General features: G+C 67.4%; 21 protein-coding genes. 7 read left to right on the top strand and 14 right to left on the bottom strand.

The window, feature by feature from the left end; translation table 11 throughout:
- Positions 1-95: 95 nt before the first annotated feature.
- The gene (locus L1088_RS09485) at positions 96-734 is read right to left on the bottom strand and encodes an RNA-binding protein (protein ID WP_234554758.1); all 639 of its coding nucleotides are present in this window, start codon (positions 732-734) and stop codon (positions 96-98) included.
- A 25-nt stretch (positions 735-759) separates the two neighbouring features.
- Here L1088_RS09485 and mntA point away from each other — a divergent pair, with 25 nt between their 5' ends.
- On the top strand, positions 760-1,152 hold the full coding sequence (gene mntA, locus L1088_RS09480; protein WP_234554756.1) for a type VII toxin-antitoxin system MntA family adenylyltransferase antitoxin: 393 nt from the start codon (positions 760-762) through the stop codon (positions 1,150-1,152).
- Positions 1,145-1,567: a type VII toxin-antitoxin system HepT family RNase toxin gene (gene hepT, locus L1088_RS09475; protein ID WP_438948065.1), complete on the top strand. Its 423-nt coding sequence runs from the start codon at positions 1,145-1,147 to the stop codon at positions 1,565-1,567. The genes mntA and hepT overlap by 8 nt, the downstream gene beginning before the upstream one ends.
- Here hepT and fabZ read toward each other — a convergent pair.
- The 7 genes from fabZ to L1088_RS09440 are packed head-to-tail and all read right to left on the bottom strand — an operon-like array spanning position 1,535 to position 8,243.
- Entirely contained in the window at positions 1,535-1,966 is a 432-nt protein-coding gene (gene fabZ, locus L1088_RS09470) for a 3-hydroxyacyl-ACP dehydratase FabZ (RefSeq protein WP_234554752.1), read from the bottom strand. The genes hepT and fabZ overlap by 33 nt on opposite strands.
- Positions 1,967-1,970: 4 nt before the next feature.
- A complete protein-coding gene (locus tag L1088_RS09465; protein WP_038049238.1) occupies positions 1,971-3,002 on the bottom strand; it encodes a rod shape-determining protein in 1,032 nt (343 codons plus the stop codon).
- Between the two features lie 16 nt (positions 3,003-3,018).
- Positions 3,019-4,743: a ribonuclease Y gene (rny, locus tag L1088_RS09460; protein ID WP_234554750.1), complete on the bottom strand. Its 1,725-nt coding sequence runs from the start codon at positions 4,741-4,743 to the stop codon at positions 3,019-3,021.
- Positions 4,744-5,766, bottom strand: a complete 1,023-nt coding sequence (gene recA, locus L1088_RS09455) for a recombinase RecA (protein WP_267961183.1) — start codon at positions 5,764-5,766, stop codon at positions 4,744-4,746. It lies immediately after the preceding gene.
- Entirely contained in the window at positions 5,717-6,310 is a 594-nt protein-coding gene (gene thpR, locus L1088_RS09450) for an RNA 2',3'-cyclic phosphodiesterase (RefSeq protein ID WP_234554747.1), read from the bottom strand. Before thpR ends, recA begins: the two co-directional genes overlap by 50 nt.
- Positions 6,307-7,491 (bottom strand): CinA family nicotinamide mononucleotide deamidase-related protein, encoded by a 1,185-nt coding sequence (locus L1088_RS09445; protein WP_234554746.1) that lies wholly within the window; start codon positions 7,489-7,491, stop codon positions 6,307-6,309. The genes thpR and L1088_RS09445 overlap by 4 nt, the downstream gene beginning before the upstream one ends.
- Complete coding sequence (locus L1088_RS09440; protein WP_234554745.1) at positions 7,464-8,243, bottom strand: YgfZ family protein; 780 nt, start codon at positions 8,241-8,243, stop codon at positions 7,464-7,466. The genes L1088_RS09445 and L1088_RS09440 overlap by 28 nt, the downstream gene beginning before the upstream one ends.
- Before the next feature lie 38 nt (positions 8,244-8,281).
- Here L1088_RS09440 and L1088_RS09435 point away from each other — a divergent pair, with 38 nt between their 5' ends.
- Both L1088_RS09435 and L1088_RS09430 read left to right on the top strand, forming a co-directional pair.
- Positions 8,282-9,346 (top strand): MFS transporter, encoded by a 1,065-nt coding sequence (locus tag L1088_RS09435; protein ID WP_234554744.1) that lies wholly within the window; start codon positions 8,282-8,284, stop codon positions 9,344-9,346.
- The gene (locus tag L1088_RS09430) at positions 9,324-9,950 is read left to right on the top strand and encodes an HAD family hydrolase (RefSeq protein ID WP_234554743.1); all 627 of its coding nucleotides are present in this window, start codon (positions 9,324-9,326) and stop codon (positions 9,948-9,950) included. The genes L1088_RS09435 and L1088_RS09430 overlap by 23 nt, the downstream gene beginning before the upstream one ends.
- Here L1088_RS09430 and L1088_RS09425 read toward each other — a convergent pair.
- Both L1088_RS09425 and L1088_RS09420 read right to left on the bottom strand, forming a co-directional pair.
- Positions 9,942-11,021: an enolase C-terminal domain-like protein gene (locus tag L1088_RS09425; RefSeq protein WP_234554742.1), complete on the bottom strand. Its 1,080-nt coding sequence runs from the start codon at positions 11,019-11,021 to the stop codon at positions 9,942-9,944. The two genes, L1088_RS09430 and L1088_RS09425, sit on opposite strands and share 9 nt — an antisense overlap.
- A gap of 45 nt (positions 11,022-11,066) precedes the next feature.
- Positions 11,067-11,777 (bottom strand): DEAD/DEAH box helicase family protein, encoded by a 711-nt coding sequence (locus tag L1088_RS09420; RefSeq protein WP_234554741.1) that lies wholly within the window; start codon positions 11,775-11,777, stop codon positions 11,067-11,069.
- Positions 11,778-11,884: 107 nt separating this feature from the next.
- Here L1088_RS09420 and L1088_RS09415 point away from each other — a divergent pair, with 107 nt between their 5' ends.
- From L1088_RS09415 to L1088_RS09405, 3 genes are all read left to right on the top strand, one after another.
- On the top strand, positions 11,885-12,991 hold the full coding sequence (locus L1088_RS09415) for a hypothetical protein (protein WP_234554740.1): 1,107 nt from the start codon (positions 11,885-11,887) through the stop codon (positions 12,989-12,991).
- A gap of 61 nt (positions 12,992-13,052) precedes the next feature.
- The gene (locus L1088_RS09410) at positions 13,053-13,544 is read left to right on the top strand and encodes a bioflim formation protein (RefSeq protein ID WP_135260370.1); all 492 of its coding nucleotides are present in this window, start codon (positions 13,053-13,055) and stop codon (positions 13,542-13,544) included.
- A gap of 3 nt (positions 13,545-13,547) precedes the next feature.
- Positions 13,548-14,384, top strand: a complete 837-nt coding sequence (locus L1088_RS09405) for a carbohydrate ABC transporter permease (RefSeq protein WP_234554737.1) — start codon at positions 13,548-13,550, stop codon at positions 14,382-14,384.
- On the opposite strand, the gene mltG is transcribed toward L1088_RS09405, so the two are convergent.
- The 4 genes from mltG to alaS are packed head-to-tail and all read right to left on the bottom strand — an operon-like array spanning position 14,369 to position 19,133.
- Positions 14,369-15,382: an endolytic transglycosylase MltG gene (mltG, locus tag L1088_RS09400; RefSeq protein ID WP_234554736.1), complete on the bottom strand. Its 1,014-nt coding sequence runs from the start codon at positions 15,380-15,382 to the stop codon at positions 14,369-14,371. The genes L1088_RS09405 and mltG overlap by 16 nt on opposite strands.
- Positions 15,366-15,773 (bottom strand): Holliday junction resolvase RuvX, encoded by a 408-nt coding sequence (gene ruvX / locus L1088_RS09395; protein WP_234554735.1) that lies wholly within the window; start codon positions 15,771-15,773, stop codon positions 15,366-15,368. The genes mltG and ruvX overlap by 17 nt, the downstream gene beginning before the upstream one ends.
- Entirely contained in the window at positions 15,754-16,437 is a 684-nt protein-coding gene (locus tag L1088_RS09390; protein ID WP_234554762.1) for a hypothetical protein, read from the bottom strand. The genes ruvX and L1088_RS09390 overlap by 20 nt, the downstream gene beginning before the upstream one ends.
- 47 nt (positions 16,438-16,484) lie before the next feature.
- Positions 16,485-19,133, bottom strand: coding sequence for an alanine--tRNA ligase (alaS, locus tag L1088_RS09385; RefSeq protein WP_234554734.1), 2,649 nt, complete (start codon positions 19,131-19,133; stop codon positions 16,485-16,487).
- Between the last annotated feature and the right edge of the window lie 70 nt (positions 19,134-19,203).

Here is a 19,203-nt window from a genome sequence, read left to right as displayed (position 1 = left end):
TACCAGATACGGGCTGCGCCCGCAAGGGGAGATTTACCACGAAACGGAGATGTGGGTAAAGTCCTGGAACGTGCCGACCCCGCTCCTTTTGGCCGCTAGCGCTCCACCTCCACCTTGATTTTATAGTTGCCCCGCCTCGTTTCGCCAAGCACCTCTAGAAGCCTCAGGCTTCCCAGGCCCTCCGCCAGGAGGGTGTCCCCCGGGGCCATCTCGTCCTTGGGGGAGGCGGGCCGGCCTTTGAGGCGCACCTTCCCCACCTTCACCCCCTGGGCGAAGTAGGTGCGGGAAACCCCGAAGCCCTTGGCCCCCACCGCATCCACCCTTAAGGAGGGCACCACCAGGGTGCGGACCCGCTCGCTCTTGGCCTTCAAAGCCCCTTCCGGCGGGGGCAGGAGAGCAAAGCCCGCCTCCTGGAGGGCCTTCTTCCCTTGGGGCAGGAGGGCTACCAGAAAGCCCCCCTCCCACGCCTCGAGGTCCCCCATGGCCTCCCCCAGGTCCGGGGGCTCCCGCTCCAGGAAGACCACCTCCACCGGGTCGTGGACGGAGGGGATCTCCGCCGGGTAGAGTACGGCCACCTTCCGCTCCGCCAGGGGGAAGCCGCCGAAGAAGGCCACCCTAAGCCCCTCGGCCCGGGCTGCCTCCTCCAGGAGGGCCTGGGCCTCGAGGTCCAGGAAGCCGGTCTGCACCACGCGCCCGCCCCGGGCCCGTTTGAGGTAGGAGGAGAGGTCCGCCACGAGGAAAGATGATACCCTAAGGAGAGTGGAAAGGCTTAAGGAAGCCGTCCGCCTGCTGGTGGAGGAGCTCAATCCCCTCGGGGTCTACCTCTTTGGCTCAGGAGCCCAAGGCCGTCTGACCCCAGAAAGCGACTTGGACCTGGCCGTCTTGGGCTTAGAGCCATACCCTCCCGAACGGCTCTTTGCCCTGCGGGGGCCCTTGAGCCTCCTCCTGGGGCGGGAGGTAGACCTGGTGGACCTCCGGCAGGCCGCCCTGCCCCTTCAGGCCCAGGTAGCCGCCTTCGGCCAACCCCTCTACCTGGCAGGGCCGGAAGCCGAGCGCTTTTTGGACCTGGCGCTCAAGGCTTACGCCCGCCTCAACGAGGAAAGGGCTGCTCTCCTGCGGGACGTGCGCACCCGGGGACGGATCTATGGATGACGTCCTCCTTAATAAAGCCGCGACCATAGAACGCTGCTTGAAGCGCATAGAGGAGGAGTACCGAGGCCATGAGGAAGAGTTGGAAACCAACTACACCCGCCAGGACGCCATCGTGCTCAACCTGCTCCGGGCCTGCGAAGCGGCCATAGACATGGCCATGCATGTGGTGCGGCTTAGGCGGCTGGGTTTACCGCAAACCTCACGGGAGGCCTTAGCCCTGTTGGAAAAAGCTGGGCTCCTTTCCCCAAGCCTCTCCCAGCGGATGCAGGCCATGGTGGGCTTCCGCAACGTGGCGGTGCACGACTACCAAGCCCTTTCCCTGCCTATCCTGCACCACATTCTCAAGGAGCGGCTTGGAGACTTCTTAGAGTTCAGCGAAACGCTACTCCGAACCCTCCCGGACCACGAAGCTTAATTGGGCGCTGGCCCTTTCCTCCCCCTCCACCAGGGCCCGCACCGCCACCTTCCCCAGGCCGCGGCGGAAGAGGAGGAGCTCGCCTTCTAGGATCAGGGTGTCCCCCGGCACCACGGGCTTTTTGAAGCGGGCCTCCTCCACCCCCACCAAAAAGACCAGCCCCCCGGGCCGGAACCCAGGCTGTTTGGCGATGGTCCCCACCGCCGCCTGGGCCATGGCCTCGAGGATCAGCACCCCCGGCATGATGGGGTAGCCGGGAAAGTGCCCCTGGAAGTGAGGCTCGTTGAAGGTGACGTTTTTGAGGGCCCGGAAGGTTTTCTCGTCGGCGTGGAGCACCCGGTCGATGAGGAGGAAGGGGTAGCGGTGGGGCAGGACCTTGAGGATCTCCCCGATCTCCACCCCATCACCTCCTCAAGACGTCGTCGGAGGAGAGGATGGTGTCCTCCAGCACGTGGAGCATCTCCAAGGCTCGCCCCGTGCCCAGGGCCACCGCCTCGATGGGGTTCTCCGCCACCACCACCGGCACCCCCGTGGCCTCCTGCAGGGCCACGTCCAGGTTCTTAAGCAAGGCCCCGCCCCCGGTGAGGAGGATGCCCCGCTCGTAGATGTCCGAGGCCAGCTCGGGCGGGGTGGTTTCCAGCACCCCCTTCACCCCCTGGAAGATCTTCTCCAGAGGCTCCTTGAGGGCCTCGGCCACGTCCTCGGCAGGGATCTCCGCAGTGCGGGGGAGGCCCGAGATGAGGTCCCGGCCCCGGACCTCGGCCACCTCCTGCTCCTCCCCCGGCAGGAGCTTGGCCCGGCCCAGCTGGATCTTGAGCTCCTCAGCGGTGCGCTCCCCGATGAGCAGGTTGTACTTCTGCCGGATGTAGCGGATGATGGCCTGGTCCATCTCGTTCCCGGCGATGCGCAGGCTCTCCGAGCGCACGATCCCCCCCAGGGAGATGACGGCGATGTCGGTGGAACCGCCCCCGATGTCCACCACCATGCTCCCCGTGGGCTCCGCCACCTGGATGCCCGCCCCGATGGCCGCGGCCAGGGGCTCCTCGATGAGGTAGACCTTCTGGGCCAAGGCGGAAACCGCCTGCACCACCGCCCGCCTTTCCACATCCGTGACCCCCGAGGGCACCCCCACCATGACCCGGGGCTTGAAGAAGCGGCTCATGGGGGAGAGCACCTTCTGCAGAAAGAGGAGGAGCATGCGCTCCGTGAGGGCGTAGTCGGCGATGACCCCGTCTTTGAGGGGCCTGACCGCCACGATGTTCCCCGGGGTGCGCCCCAGCATGCGGTAGGCCTCGGCCCCCACCGCCTTCACCTCCCGCTTCCCCTGCACCACCGCGATCACGGAGGGCTCGCGCAGGACGATGCCCTTCCCCCGCACGTAGATGAGGACGCTGGCCGTCCCCAGATCAATCCCGATGTCCTCGCCCCTCAGCATATCGCCCCATTCTAGCCTACCGGGCGTACTCCACCGCCCGGGTCTCCCGGACCACGGTCACCTGGACCTGGCCGGGGTAGTTCATCTCCCGCTCGATGCGGCCCGCGATCTCCCGGGCCAGCAGCGTGGCCTTGGCGTCGGTGATCTTATCGGGCTTGACGATGACCCGCACCTCCCTTCCCGCCTGCACCGCGAAGGCCGTCTCCACCCCGGGGAAGGAAAGGGCCACGCGCTCCAGGGCCTCCAAGCGCTGAAGGTACTCCTCCAAGGACTCCCGCCTGGCCCCCGGCCGGGCGGCGGAAAGGGCGTCGGCAGCCGCCACCAACACCGCATACACGGTCTCGGCGTTTTCCGGGTCGTGGTGGTGGGCGATGCCGTCTATGACCTCCGCGGGTTCCCCGAAGCGCCGGGCCAGGGCGATGCCGATCTCCACGTGGCTCCCCTCCACCTCCCGGTCCACGCTCTTGCCGATGTCGTGCAAAAGCCCCGCCCGCCGGGCCAGGGCGCTGTCCAGGCCCAGCTCCGCCGCCATGATCCCGGTGAGGTGGGCCACCTGGACCGAGTGCTTCAGCACGTTCTGGCCGTAGCTGGAGCGGAAGTGGAGCCGCCCCAAGAGCTGGATGAGGCCGGGCTTCAGCCCGACCACCCCGGCTTCCAGAGCTGCCTCCTCCCCCCTTTCGTAGATGAAGGTCTTCATCTCCTGCTTGGCCTTCTCCACCACCTCCTCGATGCGGCTCGGGTGGATGCGCCCGTCCTTCAAGAGCTCCTCCAGGGCCATGCGGGCGATCTCCCGGCGGATGGGGTTGAAGGAGGAAAGCAAGACCGCCTCCGGGGTGTCGTCGATGATGAGGTCCACCCCGGTAAGGGCTTCAAAGGTGCGGATGTTCCGCCCCTCGCGCCCGATGATGCGCCCCTTCATGGCGTCGGAGGGGATGGGCACCACGGAAACTGCCAGTTGGGCTGCGGTCTCCGAGGCTTGGCGCTGCATGGCCTGGGCCAGGATCTTCTGCGCCTCCCGCCGGGCCTCGAGGCGCACCCTTTCCAAAGCAGCCCGCACCTTCTGGGCCTTCTCCTCCTCCAGCTCCCGATCCAGCCTTTCCAAAATGAGCCGCCTCGCCTCCTCCGGGGAAAGGCCCGCCACCTCGTGGAGGCGCTTCTCCACCTCCTTTTCCCGCTCGGCCAGGAGGCCTTCCCGCTCCTTCATGGCTTCTTCCCGCTTGGCCAAGGCCTCCTCCAGGGCGTCCAGCTTGAGGGCCCGGGCGTCCAGGGCCTCGCCCCGCTTGGAAAGCCTTTCCGCCTCCCGGCGAAGCTCCTCCCGCTCCTCCTTGAGGCGGTCCCGCTCGGCCCTTAGCTCCTCCTGCAGGGCCTTGAGGCGCTCCCGCTCGGCCCTTAGCTCCTCCCGCTCGGCCTTCAGGCGCTCCTCGGCGTCGGCGAGGCGCTTGCGGGCCTCCGCTTCCTGGGCCTCAGCCCGCCTTTTGAGCTCCGCTTCCAGCTCCTGGCGGAGGGCCTTGGCCCTCTCCTCCGCCTCCTCCCGCAGGGCCTTGGCCTCCTGGCGGGCGGCCTCCAGGATCTCCTTGGCCTCCTTGCGGGCGGCCTCGAGGGCCTCCCTGGCCTCCCCCCTGGCCGCCTCCAGGAGCCTTTGGGCCTCCTCGCCGGAGCGGTCCTCCCCCCTGCGCCTCAGGAAGAGGGCAGCCCCCAGAAGAAGGACCAGGAGCAACAGCACCAGGTCCAGCAGGCTCATCTACTCCCCCTCTTCCTCGCTGGCGGCCAGCACCACTTCCCCGGCCCGCTCCAGCACCCTGGCCCGGATCTCCTCCAGAAGCTCGGGGTGCTCCCTGAGGTGCTCCGCCGCCTTCTCCTTGCCCTGGCCCAGGCGGGCCTCCCCGTAGGAGAACCAGCTCCCCGCCTTCTCGATGACGTTCGCGGCCACGGCCACGTTCACCAGGTCCATCACCGGATCCAGGCCCTTGCCGAAGTAGATCTCCAGCTCCGCTTCCCGGAAGGGCGGGGCCAGCTTGTTCTTCACCACCTTCACCTTCACCTTGATGCCCACGGCCTCGTTGCCCACCTTGATGGGCTGGCCGCTCTTGCGCACGTCCAGGCGCACGCTGGAGTAGAACTTGAGGGCCCGGCCCCCGGGGGTGGTCTCGGGGTTGCCGTACATGACCCCCACCTTCTCCCGCACTTGGTTGATGAAGATGGCGGCGGTATTGCTCTTGGAGAGCACCGCCGTGAGCTTCCTCAGAGCCTGGCTCATGAGCCGGGCCTGGAGGCCCACGTGCTGGTCCCCCATCTCCCCCTCGATCTCCGCCTTGGGGACCAGGGCGGCCACCGAGTCCACCACGATCACGTCCACCGCCCCCGAGCGGGCCAGAAGCTCCACGATCTCCAGGGCCTGCTCCCCGGTATCCGGCTGGGACACCAGGAGGTCTTCCACCTTCACCCCGAGCTTCTGGGCGTAGAGCGGGTCCAGGGCGTGCTCCGCATCCACGAAGGCGGCCACGCCCCCCTGCTTCTGGGCCTGGGCGATGATGGTAAGGGCCAAGGTGGTCTTGCCCCCGGACTCTGGGCCGTAGATCTCGATAACCCTTCCCCGGGGAATGCCCCCAATCCCCAAGGCCAGGTCCAGGCCCAAAGAGCCCGTAGGGATCACGTCCACCTGGAGCCTGGGCATCTCCCCCAGGCGCATCACCGCGCCCTTGCCGAACTCCTTCTCAATGGTCTTGAGCGTGTTTTCCAGCGCCTTCCTCTTGTTCTCGTCCATGCTCACCTCTAAGGGGGAATTTCTCCAAAATGGTGTACACCGGCCCCTTGGGCCTAAGCTCCGAACGCACCAGGGCGAACTCGGAAACCGGCCACTCCAGGCCGAAGACCACCGGGGGCACCCGGGGAGCCGGGGCCTTGCGCCGGGCCAAGGTGATGTGGGGCTTGAAGGGTTTGTCGCCTCCGGCCAAGAGGGCCTCCTCCCCCAAGGCTTCGGCCACCCCCTCCCTCAGGGCCTCGGCCAGAGGGGTAAACCCTTCCCCTTCCGCCTTGGCGAACCAGACCCGTGGGGTGCCCTCGTTGGGGAAGTAGCCGGTGCCGCGGATGCGGGCGGTGAAGGGGGGAAAACGCCGACCCAACCGGTGCCCCAGGGCCAGGAGGTCCGACAGGTCCTCCTCGGGCCTTTCTCCCAGAAAGAGCAGGGTGAGGTGGAGCTGGTGGGGCGCCACCTCCTTCCACCCCTTGTAGCGGGCCACTTGGCCCTGCGCCTCCACCAGGGTGCGCCGAACCTCTTCGGGAAGAAAGATGGCGTAGAAAAGCCTCATGTCAGCAAGAGGGCCAATGCGGCGTACACGCTCCGAAGCCTTACGGCCTCCCGATCGCCGGGAAAGCGGTAGCGGCGGGCTTCCGTTCCCCTAGGCCCCGCCAGGGCCACATAGACCGTGCCCACGGGTTCGCCTTCCAAAGGATCCGGCCCCGCCACCCCGGTGGTGGCCAGGGCATAGGTGGACCCGAAAAGCGCCCGGGCGGCCTCCGCCATGGCCTTGGCCGTCTCGGCGGAGACCGTCTTGGCGAGGAGTGCCTCCGGCACACCGAAGCGGGCCTTGGCCCCTACGGAATAGGATACCACGCCGCCCAGGTAAAAGCGGCTCGCCCCCGGCACCCGGGTGATCTCCGCCCCCAAAAGCCCCCCGGTGAGGCTTTCCATGGTGGCGAGGGTGGCCCCCTCCAGCTCCAAACGGCGCTTCACCGCCTCCGCCAGGGTGAGCTCCCCCTCGCCCCAGACCTCCTTCAGAAGGCGCTTCTTGATCTTCTCCGAAAGGTCGGCCACCAAATCCTCCCGGCCCCGCACCACCACCTCCACCCCCTGGAGCTTGGGGTAGGTGCCCACCTCCACCTCCTCCTCCCGCTTGAAAAGCTCCCCCAGGCGCTCCACGATGTCCGACTCCCCGATGCCCCAGGTCTTCAGCACCCTCTCCGCGTAGGGGCGGCGGGGCAGGTCCAGCCGGGGGAGCACCTCCTGCCACATGGGCCGCCACTCCGGCGGAGGCCCGGGAAGGAGGATCAGGTCCTTGCCCTCCTTCCGCACCCACCAGCCGGGGGCGGTGCCCCGGGGGTTTTTGAGCCAGGTGGCCGAGGGGATCTTCAGGGCCTGTTTGCGGTTGACCCCAGGCATGCTTCGGCCCCGGGCCAGGAAAAGGGCTTCGATCTCGGAAAGCACCGCCTCGTCCAGCTCCAAAGGCTCCCCCAAGGCCTCGGCCACCGCCTCCCGGGTCACGTCGTCCGGGGTGGGGCCAAGGCCCCCGGAAAGCACCACCAATCTGGCCCGCTCCCAGGCGGCCCGCACCTCCCGCACCAGGGGCCTGGGCTCATCCACCACCCTTAGGGTCCTCTCCACCTTGAGGGCGTAGGGCTTGAGGCTTCTTGCGATCTCCGCGGTGTTGGTGTCCAGGGTTTCCCCAAAGATGAGCTCCGTGCCTACGCCGATGATCTCCGCCCGCTCCATGTTGCCTCCTTGAAGGGAAGGGGCTCCAGAAGAAAGCGGCCCCCTTTCCCCTCCAGTTCCGCCCCGAAGGGCACCTCCTTGCGCACCACCGCCAGGCCCAGGAAGCCAAAGGGGGTTTGCAAAAGCCGCTTCGCCTCCCCCACCTTGCGGCCTTGCCAGTAAAGCTCTAGGGGAACTTCCGTCCCTGGGCCCAAGGCCCGGAGGCCCACCAGGTGGTGGTGGACCTCCTTCCCCTCCGTGCGGGCCATGATCTCCTGGCCCACGTAGCACCCCTTGCCGGAGTCCACCAGGTGGAGAAGCCCCACGCTCTGGGGCAGCTCCCCCCGGATGTCGGAAAGGAGGGGGAGGCCCTTTAGAAGGGTGTAGAGGGGGTAAAGCTCCAAGGGGTAGGCCCCCTCGCCGCTTTCCCCCACCTCCTCCCGCCCATCGGCGCGGAAGAGGCGGTAGAGGGGAAGCTCCACCAGCTCCACCTGGTCAAAGACAATGTAGCGCTCCAGGCGGGACTTGAGCCCCTCGAGGCTCCCCCAGGGGGCCAGGAGGAAGCCCTCGGGGTGGGGCAAGAGGGTGGCCGCCTCCTCGATCTGGCCCCGGTGGTTGAGGAAGAGGGTCCCCGCCGGGCCCGAAAGCCGCCTCAGGTCCCGGGTGGCCTGGCCCTGGAGGAAGGAGAAGGCATCGGGCCCCCGCACCAGCAACACGCCTGGCAAGGCGAAATACCCCTCGCCCGCCAAGGCCTTTTCCAGGGCCTGCTCCATGCCTCCCATTATTGACCAAAGGGTCAGGAAGGGGGAGAATGGCGGACGTGCGCTTTTTCTGGGGCTCCTTCGTGGCGCTCTTTCTGGTGGGGGTGATCGTGGCCCTGCCCGGGGCGGCCCTCCCCCATTGGCGGGCCCGGTACGGGGTGGAGGACGAGGTGTCCTGGTTTTTCACCGCCCTCCTCCTGGGCCTCCTCCTGGGGGTGCGCCTGGCCCAAGGGGAAAGGCGCCACCCCCTTCTGCCGGGAGCTCTCCTCCTGACGGGCCTGGCCCTCTTGGGACTAGCCTTCGCCCCCAGCTTTGCCCTGGTGGGGGCCCTGGCCTTTTTCCTGGGCCTGGGGGAGGGGGTGATGAATGTCCACGGCAACAGCCTGGTGGGCGAGCTTTTCCCGGAAAGGCGGGTGGCCCTCCTCAACCGGGTGAACGTGGCCTTCGGCCTGGGAGCGGTTTTCACCCCCTTCGCCCTCACCCTCCTGCCCTACACCGTGGTGCTCCTGCTGGCGGGCCTTCTGGCTGGGGCAGGAGCCCTCTTGCTTTGGAAGGCCCCGGCGGTGGCCCACATCCCCCAGGAGCGGGGGCGGGGGCTTTGGCCCTTTCTCTTGGCGGTGGCCCTGTACACGGGCCTCGAGGGCTCCTTGGCCACCTGGAACCGGGTCTGGCTGGAACGCCTGGGCCACGCCACCGCCACGGGGGGCGTGCTCCTTTCCCTCTACTGGCTCTTCCTGGCCCTTGGGCGGCTTCTTTTGGCGGAGCGGGTGGCGCAAAGCCCCCTGGCCGCCTTAAGGGGCCTCCTCGTGGGGGTTCTGGGGCTCCTCCTCCTCAACCTCCTCCCCCCCACCGCCCTCCTCTTTCCCCTGGTGGGCTTCTTCCTGGGCCCCCTCTTCTCCACCCTTTTCGCCCTGGTCCAGGCCCGCTTCGGCCACCGGGCCTTAGGGGGCCTCCTCTACGCCGGGGCCACGGGAAGCACCCTCATCCCCGCTCTCTTCGCCCTCCTACCCACGGGGGGCATCCCCGTGGGCCTCTTCGCCCTGGCCCTGGGGCTCTTCCTGCTGGTGGCCGGTTTGGAAGGGAGAAAAGCGCATGCTGAAGACCCTCCTCTTTGACCTGGACGGCACCCTGGCCGACACCGACCCCCTGCACCGCCTGGCCTGGCAGGAGGTCCTGGCCCCCTTGGGCCTTCAGGTAGACGAAGAGTTCTACCGCAAGCGCATCTCGGGCAGGCTGAATCCGGAGATTGTTCGGGACCTCCTTGGGCTGGAAGGGGAGGCGGCCTGGCGGCTCATCGAGGCCAAGGAAGCCCGCTTCCGGGAGCTGGCCCAGGATCTAAAACCCACCCCGGGGCTCCACGAGCTCCTGGCCGAGGCCGAGGCCCAGGGCCTCGCCTGGGGGGTGGTGACCAACGCCCCCAGGGCCAACGCCCACCACGTGCTTAGGGCCTTGGGCCTCCATCCGCCCCTCCTGGTCCTGGCGGAGGAGGTGGGCCGGGGCAAGCCCGACCCCCTGCCCTACCGGGTGGCCTTGGAGCGGCTGGGGATCCCCCCGGAGGAGGCCTTGGCCTTTGAGGACTCCCCTTCCGGGGTGAGGAGCGCCGTGGGGGCGGGGATCCCCACCTATGCCCTCCTCACGGGGCACGAGGAGAAAACCCTCCTCGAGGCGGGGGCTAAAGGAGTCCTCCGCCACTTCCACCAAGCCCTGGATTTACTCTAGGGCGTACCGCCGGAAGGACTCTTCGTCAAAACGGCCCTCCACCAGATCCTCAAAGTAGAGCCAGCCCTCGCGGAAGGGGGGGAAGGAGAAAAAGCCCCCTTCCGCCTTCAGGTGGAAGGCCAGCTCGTTGGGCTCGGTAACCCCTTGCTGGAAGGCTAGGAGGGCGGACTGGTAGGCGCCAAAGGAGCTCTGCGCCTGGCTGCCCACCATGGCCCGCTTGCCCTTTTCCCGGGCCAGGGAAAGCATCTCCAGGGTCCAAGTCACCCCAGTGCGGGCGGGCTTGAGGTTCAGGACGTCAAAGGTGTCCAAGGTGAGCTCCCGGCGGAGGTCCTTGGGGGTCATGGCCGAGTCGTCGGCGATGAGGGGGAGGATGTTCTTCTCCTTAAGCTTCCTTCTGGCCTCCACCTCCTCGATGGGCAAGGGCTCCTCCACGTAGAGGAGGCCGAGCTCCTTCCAGGCCAGGAGGTAGCGCTCGGCGTCCTTGGGGGATAAGGTCTCGTTGGCGTCGGCATAGAGCTCGGCGTCCGGAAAAGCCTCCTTAAGGCGGGCGATCCGCCGGGAGTCCCCCTCGAGGTCCCGGCCCACCTTCACCTTGAAGACCCGCACCCCCGCCCCGTAGGCCATGCGGGCATCGGCGAGCATCTCCTCTTCCGAGGCCATGCCCAGGAGGTAGGCCACCCGCACCCGGTGCTTGGCGGGCTTCAGGACCTGGTGAAGCTCCTCCCCCTCGCTCCTGGCCCAAGCCTCCCAGAGGGCGGTGTCCAGGGCCCCCTTAAGGGCATAGTTGCAGGGGAAGCCTTCCAAAACCGCGCGGATGGCCTCCTGGTCATCGGCCTCGAGGCCCAAGAGCCTGGGCCTCAGATACTCTAGCCCCGCCCGCACGCTCCCCAGGGTCTCCCCGTAGATGGTGGGCCGTATGGCCACCTCCGCCCGGCCCAGGGCGCTGTCGGAAAGCTCCACCTCCAAAAGGGCGTGCTCCAGGGCGGCCATCTCCGAGGCCTTCCCCCAGCGCAAGGGGGCCTTCAGGGGGATGCGGAAAGGGATAAGACGAAGGTCCTTAATGGTCGCCATAAGGCCATTCTAAGCACCCACACGCAAAGNGCCACGACGGGGTACTTAGAAGCCCCGCTCCCGCAAAAAGGCCCGCACCGCCAAGACCTCCTCCTCCGGCGAAAGCCTTTCGGTATCTAGGACAAGGGCCTGGGGATGGCCCTCCAAAAGGCGCAAAGGGCCTAGGGGATCGTAGTTGCGCTTCTCCTCGGCCACGATCTTGAGCTTGGCCAAGACCTCTTCCAAGGGCGCCAGGGCCAGGGCCTCCTCCAACTCTTCGGGCGAGAGCACCCCCTCGGCCAAGGCCCTTAGCTCCGCCCTTTCCTCTGGGCGAAGCTCCACCCGGTCAAAGGCATCCCGGCGGGAGAGGAGCCTCTTGAGCCTAGTGGCCTCCCGGGCGTGGAGGACCACGAAAAGGGCCTTGGGCAGGTGCTCCAAGGCGTAGGCCACCTCCGCCTCCCCCCTCAGGCCGTCAAAGAGGAGGAGGGGGTGGGGTTCCGCATACCCCCGGGCCAGCACCTCCGCCACCCCTCCCGGGAACTCCTCCCGGAAGCGCCGGGTGAGGCGGAAGCGCTCCTCCCGGGGGATGGGGGGCTTGGCCCCGTAGCGGGGGAGGACGTAAAGGTCCACCAGTTCCCGGCGATCGGGAAGGCGGGGTAGGCCCAGGGCCTCCACCAGCGTGCTCTTCCCCACCCCGGTGAGGCCCACCAGGATGAGAAGGGGCATGGACCCAAGGGGCTGAAGCCCGGGGGCAGGGTCAAGGGCGAAGCGGACCATGGTTCTGATTGTAGGCGCCGCGGCCACGGAGTACGATAAGCTTGATAATCACCGGTTATAGCCCCCTTCATTGCCCTGACGACGGGAAGCTAAAGGAGGTGAAGGGTATGCGGAAGAAGTGGCTTTGGATGGGTTTAGCCCTGGTTCTGTCGGCCTGTCCACAGCAAGCCCCCCAGGCCAACACCACCCCCGAGGAAACCTCTTCCTACCTGCAGACCGTGGCCCAGGACATCCAGCAGGTCCTCCAAGACCTACAAACCGCCCTGCAGGGCATCCTCCCCCTTCGGGTTCAGAGCCTCCAGGAGCTCAAGGCCTCCCTGGAAACCCTTTCCCGCCTCCCCTCCCTCCAATCCCTGGGCCTAGAACCCCTGGCTACGAGCGATCTCCCAAGGGGCAAGCTGGAATGCGTGGGGGGTATCTGCAACCAAACCGGTTCCTCGGACGACCTCGAGGTGCGCTTCAAAGAACAGGCCACAGATCCCTGGAACCTCGCCCTAGCGGATTGGAACGCCTCCCGGCTGGGGTCCCCCTCTTCCACCGTGTGGGTCCACACCCCCTCCAACACCACCGACACCCAGGAGATGCCCACCAAGGCGTACTTCTTCTTAGACCTGCGGGAAGACGGGGCTAAAGAGGGCGAAGCCACCCTGCAAGCCCAGTGGCGGCCAAGCACCTGCCTCATCGGCAAGTACCTCTTTGAGCCTGAAAACTTCTCCCTTAGCGGCCACCTGAACCACCCCAGCACCGCGGGCCGACTGGTGGACCTAAGGAAGCTGGCCTTTACCTCCTCCAGCACCCGGCTGGCCTTGGAGTGGGACCTCAGCACCCTGACAGAGGGCGGCCGTAGCGCCATGACCACCAAGGGCACCCTGGGCGTCAACGGAACCACCACGCCGGGCACGTGCGGAAGCCTCTTGGAGAACTTCGACGCCTCCACCGGTGATGTGAACCTGGAGCTCTCCACCGCCCACAGCTCCCTGCGGCTCGCCTTCAAGATCACCCAGGTGGAAGAGGAGCCCTTCCGCATCCACCTGAAAGACGGCTACCTGCAGGTAGACAGCAAAGTGGTCACCTTTGAGGGCATCCTGGACGACCAGAACGACAACTGCGTGCCCGGGGAGAACCTGGTGCTCCACTTCGCAGGCGGGCAGAACATGACCCTCGAGGAGTTCCTCATCCAATACATGGGTGCCCAGCCCTGCAATCAACCCTAAGCCTTTACTGCCCCGACGCCCTCGGCTTGAAGCCGGGGGCTTTTGCTAGGATAGGGGGGATATGAAGCGCCTAGTCGCCCCTTTCCTCCTGGTCCTCAGCCTGGCCCTGGCCCAGATGCCCGCTTATCCGGAGAACACCCTGGGGATTGGGTACGCCCCCGATAAGGGCATCTACCTGCAAGGAAGCGCCCTTTTGCCCTTCAGTCCCTTGGGAATCGACACGGGGCTGGATATGCAAGCCCTTCTTTCGCAAAACCCTGAGGTCTTTGCCCTCTTCAAGGCCAACCTCTTCCCCGGCCTGGTCCTCATGGACCTCTACACCTCGGTGGGGCTCGGGCTGGACCTGCGCTACCCCTTCGGGGTGCACCTAGGGCCGGTGGTGAGCCTCGAGGTGCCGGGAGGAGCCCTTTCCGCCTACGGGGGACTCGGCTACCAAAGTGGGTTCCACTTGGCCTGGGGAGCGGGGTTTAGGCTCTATCTGGAGCCCCTAGCCCTGGAGGTTTCCGCCTCTGACCGGTATCCCTTCCTCTTAAGCCTCCTCTACCTTTGGTAACCCGTGCGCCGCCTGCCCCTCGTCCTTTTCTCCCTCCCCGCCCTCCTCACCCTGGGCCTTTTCGTCCTCTACCCCTTCCTGGACGTCCTCCGCTTCTCCACCTGGGAGTGGTCGGGGCTTTCCGAGCCCCGGCCCGTGGGCCTGAAGAACTACCAGGACCTCCTTCAAGACCCTGCCTTCTGGGGAAGCCTCTGGGTGACCCTTAAATTCATGCTCCTGGCCCTACCCCTCTTCGTGGGGCTTTCCGTTGGCCTAGCGGTGGCCCTGGAGGGGGCCCCCTACGAGCGCTTCGCCAAGAGCCTCCTCTTCCTCCCGGGCCTCGTCACCTTGGGCGGGGCCACCCTAAGCTGGTACACCCTCTTCACCCCGGAATACGGGGCCCTGGCCCAGTTCCTGCCCATTCCCCCCTGGGACCGGGAGGGGTTTTGGGCCTTGGCGATGGTGGTCCTCTTCACCCTGTGGCGGCACCTGGGGTACGGGGTTCTGGTGGCCTCAGCCCGGCTCAAGGCCATCCCCAAAACGCTTTTGGAAGCCGCATATGTGGATGGGGCCGGACCTTGGGAAGCCTTCCGCCACGTGGTCCTTCCTCTCATGCGCCCGGCGGTGACGTTTTTGGTGGTAGTGGGCACCATCCTCTCCCTGCAGTCTTACGCTGCGGTCTTCCTCCTCACCCGTGGCGGGCCCTACGGGGCCACCCGGGTGCTGGGCTACTACCTTTACGAATCGGGGTTTGAGAACTTCCGCCTGGGCTACGCCGCCGCCGTCACCGTGGTGATCCTCCTCCTCACTCTCCTCTTCGCCTACGCCCAGCTAAGGCTTCTGCGTCACGGGGAAGAGTAGCGGTAGCGGGCCAGGTCCTGCAGGTGCCCCTCAAAGTCGGCGTTCAGGAAAAGCCTGCCCCTGGCGTGGAAGAAGTAGAGGTACGGGCGCCCTTTGGGATCGGTGCGCACCGGGTTGAGCACCGCCAGGAGGGCCGCCCGTCCGGGGTTGCCGATGGGCCCTGGGGGGAGGCCAGGGTAGCGGTAGGTGTTGTAGGGGGAGTCCACCCCGAAGTCCCCCGCCCTGCGGGAAAGCTCAGGAAGGCGCTTGCCCAGGGCGTAGGCCACGGTGGGGTCCGCCTGGAGGGGCATGCCCCGTTCCAAACGGTTCAGGAAGACTCCAGCGATCTTGGGCATCTCCTCTGGGCTTCCCGCCTCCGCCTGCACGATGGAGGCTAGGGTCACCCAAGCGTGCACGGAAAGGCCTTGCTCCTCGAGCAGGCGCCGCACCGGGGGGGTGAGCTCGGCGGCAAAGCGGCCGAGCATGGCCCGCACCACCTCTTCGGGACCCACCAAGAGGTCAAAGGTGTAGGTGGCGGGGAAGAGGTAGCCCTCGAGGGTGGGCCCCTCCACAAAGGAGGGCCTGACCGCCCCCGGCTCCCGGACGAGGCGCAAAAACCCCTCCCCGTCCAAGCCCGCCTGGGAAAGCCTTCGGGCGTAGTCCACCCCCCTCTCCCCCTCGGGGAAGGTGAGGGTTACCGTGAGGGGGCGCTCCCCCCCGGTGAGGGCCCGGGCCAGGCGGAAGGCCCCTTCCCCCTCGAGGCGGTAAACCCCCGGAACCAGCCTCTTGGCCCGGCCAGAAAAACGCAGGTAGGCGGAAAAGAGGTACCCGGAGCGCAAAAGCCCGGCCTCTTCCAGAATCCTGGCCACCTCCTGGCCCGTGGCCCCCTTGGGGATGCGCACGGTGGCCTCCTTTCCCGTGGGACCCAAAAGCCAGAGGGCGTAGAGGAGGAGAAGGGCGAAGGTGAGGAAGAGGACCACCACCCCCCGCCAAAGCCAGGTCCTAGAGCCTTCCCGCAAGATAGCCCTCCAAGAGGATCACCGCGCTCATCTCGTCCAACCGGCCCTTCTCCCGGCGGATCCGTTTGGGGGCATGTTTCAGGCGCCGGGCTGCTGCCTGGGTGGTGTAGCGCTCGTCCACAAGCTCCACCTCCACCCCCTTGGCCCTAAGCGCCTCCACCAGGGGAAGGACCCGCTTGGCCTGGGCGCTTTCCTTGAGGTCGGTGCGCAGGGGAAGGCCCACCACGAGCTTCCCTAATCCCTCCCGGCGCACGAAGTCCAGGAGGGCCGCCACATCCTCTTCCAGGCTCCTCCGCACCAGATACCCCCGGCCAAAGGCGAAGGGGCTCCCCTCCTCCCCCACCGCCAGGCCGATCCGGGCCTCCCCCACGTCAAGCGCGCCCACCCGCATACTGCACGCTGCGGTCCGCCAAGGCCACCCCCAGGTAGAGGAGGAAGACCCCTAGGGCCCTTCCCGCCTCCTCGAGGCCCACCACCCCGAAGCGGTTCAGGGTGCTGGTGGAGGCCAGCACCAAAGCGGCCAGGAAGATGAGGGCCGTGCCCTGGGCCCTAAGGGGGTTCTTGCGCCAGAAGAGCAGGGTGGTATAGAGGGCCCCCCCCGCCATGAGGAGGGTGCCCAGGAGGTTGAAGGGGATGGTCCAGAGGCGGGGGGAGGTGAGGCTGGGCTCGGGGAAGGCCGCCCCCGAAGGGGTGTAGGGGGCGGGTAGGCGGGCGAAGTCCAGGGGGGCGGAGGCCACCAGGAAAAGCCCGTAGAGGATGAAGGGGACAAGCCCCAAAAGCAGGGCACGGGCCGCCTTGGGGTTCAGGAGGGCCAGGCTTCCCAGGCCCAGGAAGGTCACCCCGTGCATGGCCCCGGCCAGGTACCAGAGGCGGTAGAGGAAGGGGTCCCAGGCCCCGAGGAGCTTGGCCATTAGCTCCGCGGAGACTGCCAGGGCGAAGAGGAGGAGGCCCAGGGCGTAGAGGGCGTTGTGGAGGGCGGGCCGCCTGCGGTACCGGGCGAAGGTGAGGCCGAAAAGGGCCCAGGAGAGGGCCACCGCTATCAGGCTCAAGAACAGGGTCATGCGGCCATTTTACCCTCAGGGGTACCCGGGATGGGTGTCCTTTAGGGGAGGAGTTCGGGAAGGGCCTGGCGGGCCTTTTCCGGGTCCAGACCCGCCCCCTGGGCCAAGGCCCCCCGGCCACCCCCCCGGCCCCCGGCCCGCTCGGTGAGGGCGCGGAAGAGGGCGCCCGCCTCGAGGCCCCCTTCCTGGGCCCTTGGGGAAAGCTTCAGCACCGCCTGACCCCCGCCCAGGACCAGGGCCACGTCTGCCCCCCTTTGCACCAGGTCGTCTGCCGCCTGGCGCAAAGCGGCCACGTCCACCCCGGAAAGCTCCACCACCCCGTAGCGCAGGCCGCCCTTTTCCGCCAGGGCCACCTCCTTCTTGAGCTCCGCCTGCACCAGCCGGGCCTTGAGGCTTTCCACCTCCTTCTCCTTCTGGCGGAGCTCATGCAGAAGTTTCTCCAGCCGCTCCTCCAGGGCGGCCTCCCCCACGGAAAGCCTCTCCGCCAAGGCCTTCAGGCGGTTCAAGCCCCCCCGGGCAAAGCGGATGGCCGCCTCCCCGGCCACCGCCTCCAACCGCCGCACCCCGGCGGAGACCGCCTCCTCCTTCTGGATGAGGAAGGCCCCGATCTCCCCCGTGCGCCGCACGTGGGTGCCCCCGCAGAGCTCCTTGGACTCCACCCCCGGCAGGGGGCTTCCCTCCACCCGCACCACCCGGACCACCTCCCCGTACTTCTCCCCGAAGAGGGCCATGGCCCCTTCCCGCTTGGCCTCCTCCAGGGGCATGTAGCGCCAGGTGACGGGGAAATCGGCCACGATCCAGCGGTTCACCAAAAGCTCAATGCGCTCCAACTCCTCCGGGGTGAGGGCCTCGGGGTGGGTGAAGTCAAAGCGCAGGCGGTCGGGGGCCACCAGGCTCCCCGCCTGGCGCACGTGGGGGCCCAAGACGGCCCGCAAGGCAGCGTGAAGGAGGTGGGTGGCGGTGTGGTGGCGCTCGGTGTCCCGGCGGGCAGGGTCCACCACCGCCCGCACCCGCTCCCCCACCCGCAAGACCCCCTCCTCCACCTTGGCCTTGTGCAGGAAAAGGCCCCGCTCGGTCTTCTGGGTGGTCTCCACCTTGGCCCGCCCGCCCGGCCACTCCAAGTGGCCAAAGTCCCCGATCTGCCCGCCCCCTTCCGCGTAGAAGGGGGTCCGGTCCAACACCACCTGCACCTCGGTGCCGGGCCCGGCCTCGGGAAGGCTCTGGTCCCCCGCCAGGAGGGCGAGGACGGTGCCCTCGGCCTCGAGGGCCCCGTAGCCCAGAAACTCCGTGGCCCCCTTCTCGGCGTAGAGCTCCTCCAGCACCTGGGCGCTCTTCTTGAAGATCTCCCGCTCGAAGGCCATGGCCGCCCGGGAACGCTCTTGCTGCTCCTCCATGGCCTTCTGAAAGCCCTCGGTGTCCACCCCAAACCCCCGCTCCGCGGCGATCTCCACCGTGAGGTCCAGGGGGAAACCGTAGGTGTCGTAGAGGCGAAAGGCCTCCCCCCCCGGCAGGGCCTCCCCCGGCTTGAGGCCCGAAAGAAGGGCGTCCAGCCGCTTAAGGCCCCCCTCCAGGGTCTCCAGGAAGCGCTCCTCCTCGAGGCGGATCTGCCTTTCCACCGCGGGCAGGTTCTCCCGCATCTCCGGGTAGAAGTCCCCCAGGACCTCGGCCACCACCGGGGCCAGGCGGTGGAGGAAGGGCTCCTGGAGGCCCAGGAGGTAGCCGTGCCTCAGGGCGCGCCTGAGGAGGCGGCGGATCACGTAGCCCCGCCCGGTGTTGGCGAAGACCACCCCGTCGGAGAGGGCCGCCACCACCGCCCGGATGTGGTCGGCGATCACCCGGTGGCTCACCGAGGCCTTCCCCTGGTAGGGCTTGCCGCTATAGAGGGCCACCCGCTCGATGATGGGGTAGAAGGTGTCCGTGCGGTAGAAGTCCTCCACATCCTGCAGGATGGCCGCCACCCGGTAGAGGCCCATGCCGGTGTCGATGTTCTTCTGGGGCAGGGGCTTGAGGATGCCGGGGCCAGGGATGGGGCCTTGGCGGTCGTACTGGGTGAAGACCAGGTTCCAGATCTCCACGAAGCGGTCCCCGCTTCCCGTGTTGGGCCCGGTCTCATCCGGGGTGCCGAAGGCAGGCCCCCGGTCGTAGAAGATCTCCGAGCAGGGGCCGGAAGGCCCGTTGGGCCCGTGGGTGATGGCCCCGCCCGGCCAGTAGTTCTCCTCCTCGCCGAAGCGGCCGATCCTTTCCTCGGGCACCCCCACCAGGTCCCGCCAGATGGCGTAGGCCTCGTCGTCGTCCTCATAGACCGTGACCCAGAGCCTCTCCGGGTCCAGGCCCAGCCACTTGGGATCGGTGAGGAACTCCCAGGCCCAGAGGATGGCCTCCTTCTTGAAGTAATCCCCAAAGGAGAAGTTGCCCAGCATCTCGAAGAAGGTGTTGTGCCGCCCCGTACGGCCCACGTTCTCAATGTCCCCCACCCGCAGGCACTTCTGGCAGGTGGTGACCCGCCGCCACTCCTTGCCCCCGAAGATGGGCTTGGCCCCTAGGAAGTAGGGCTTTAAGGGGGCCATGCCCGCGGAGGTGAAGAGCAAGGAAGGGTCGTTCTCGGGGATGAGGCTGAAGGAGGGCAGGCGCAGGTGCCCCTTGCCCTCAAAGAAGGCGAGGTACTTCTCGCGGATCTCGGCGGTGCGCATGCCTCTGATTATAGGGGCTCAACGCGCCGGTCTTCACCCCTTTGACGTCAAACCCTCATACCGTCAAAAT

This window comes from Thermus caliditerrae (assembly GCF_021462525.1).
Taxonomy (GTDB): domain Bacteria; phylum Deinococcota; class Deinococci; order Deinococcales; family Thermaceae; genus Thermus; species Thermus caliditerrae.
This window is presented reverse-complemented; position numbering and strand designations above follow the sequence as displayed.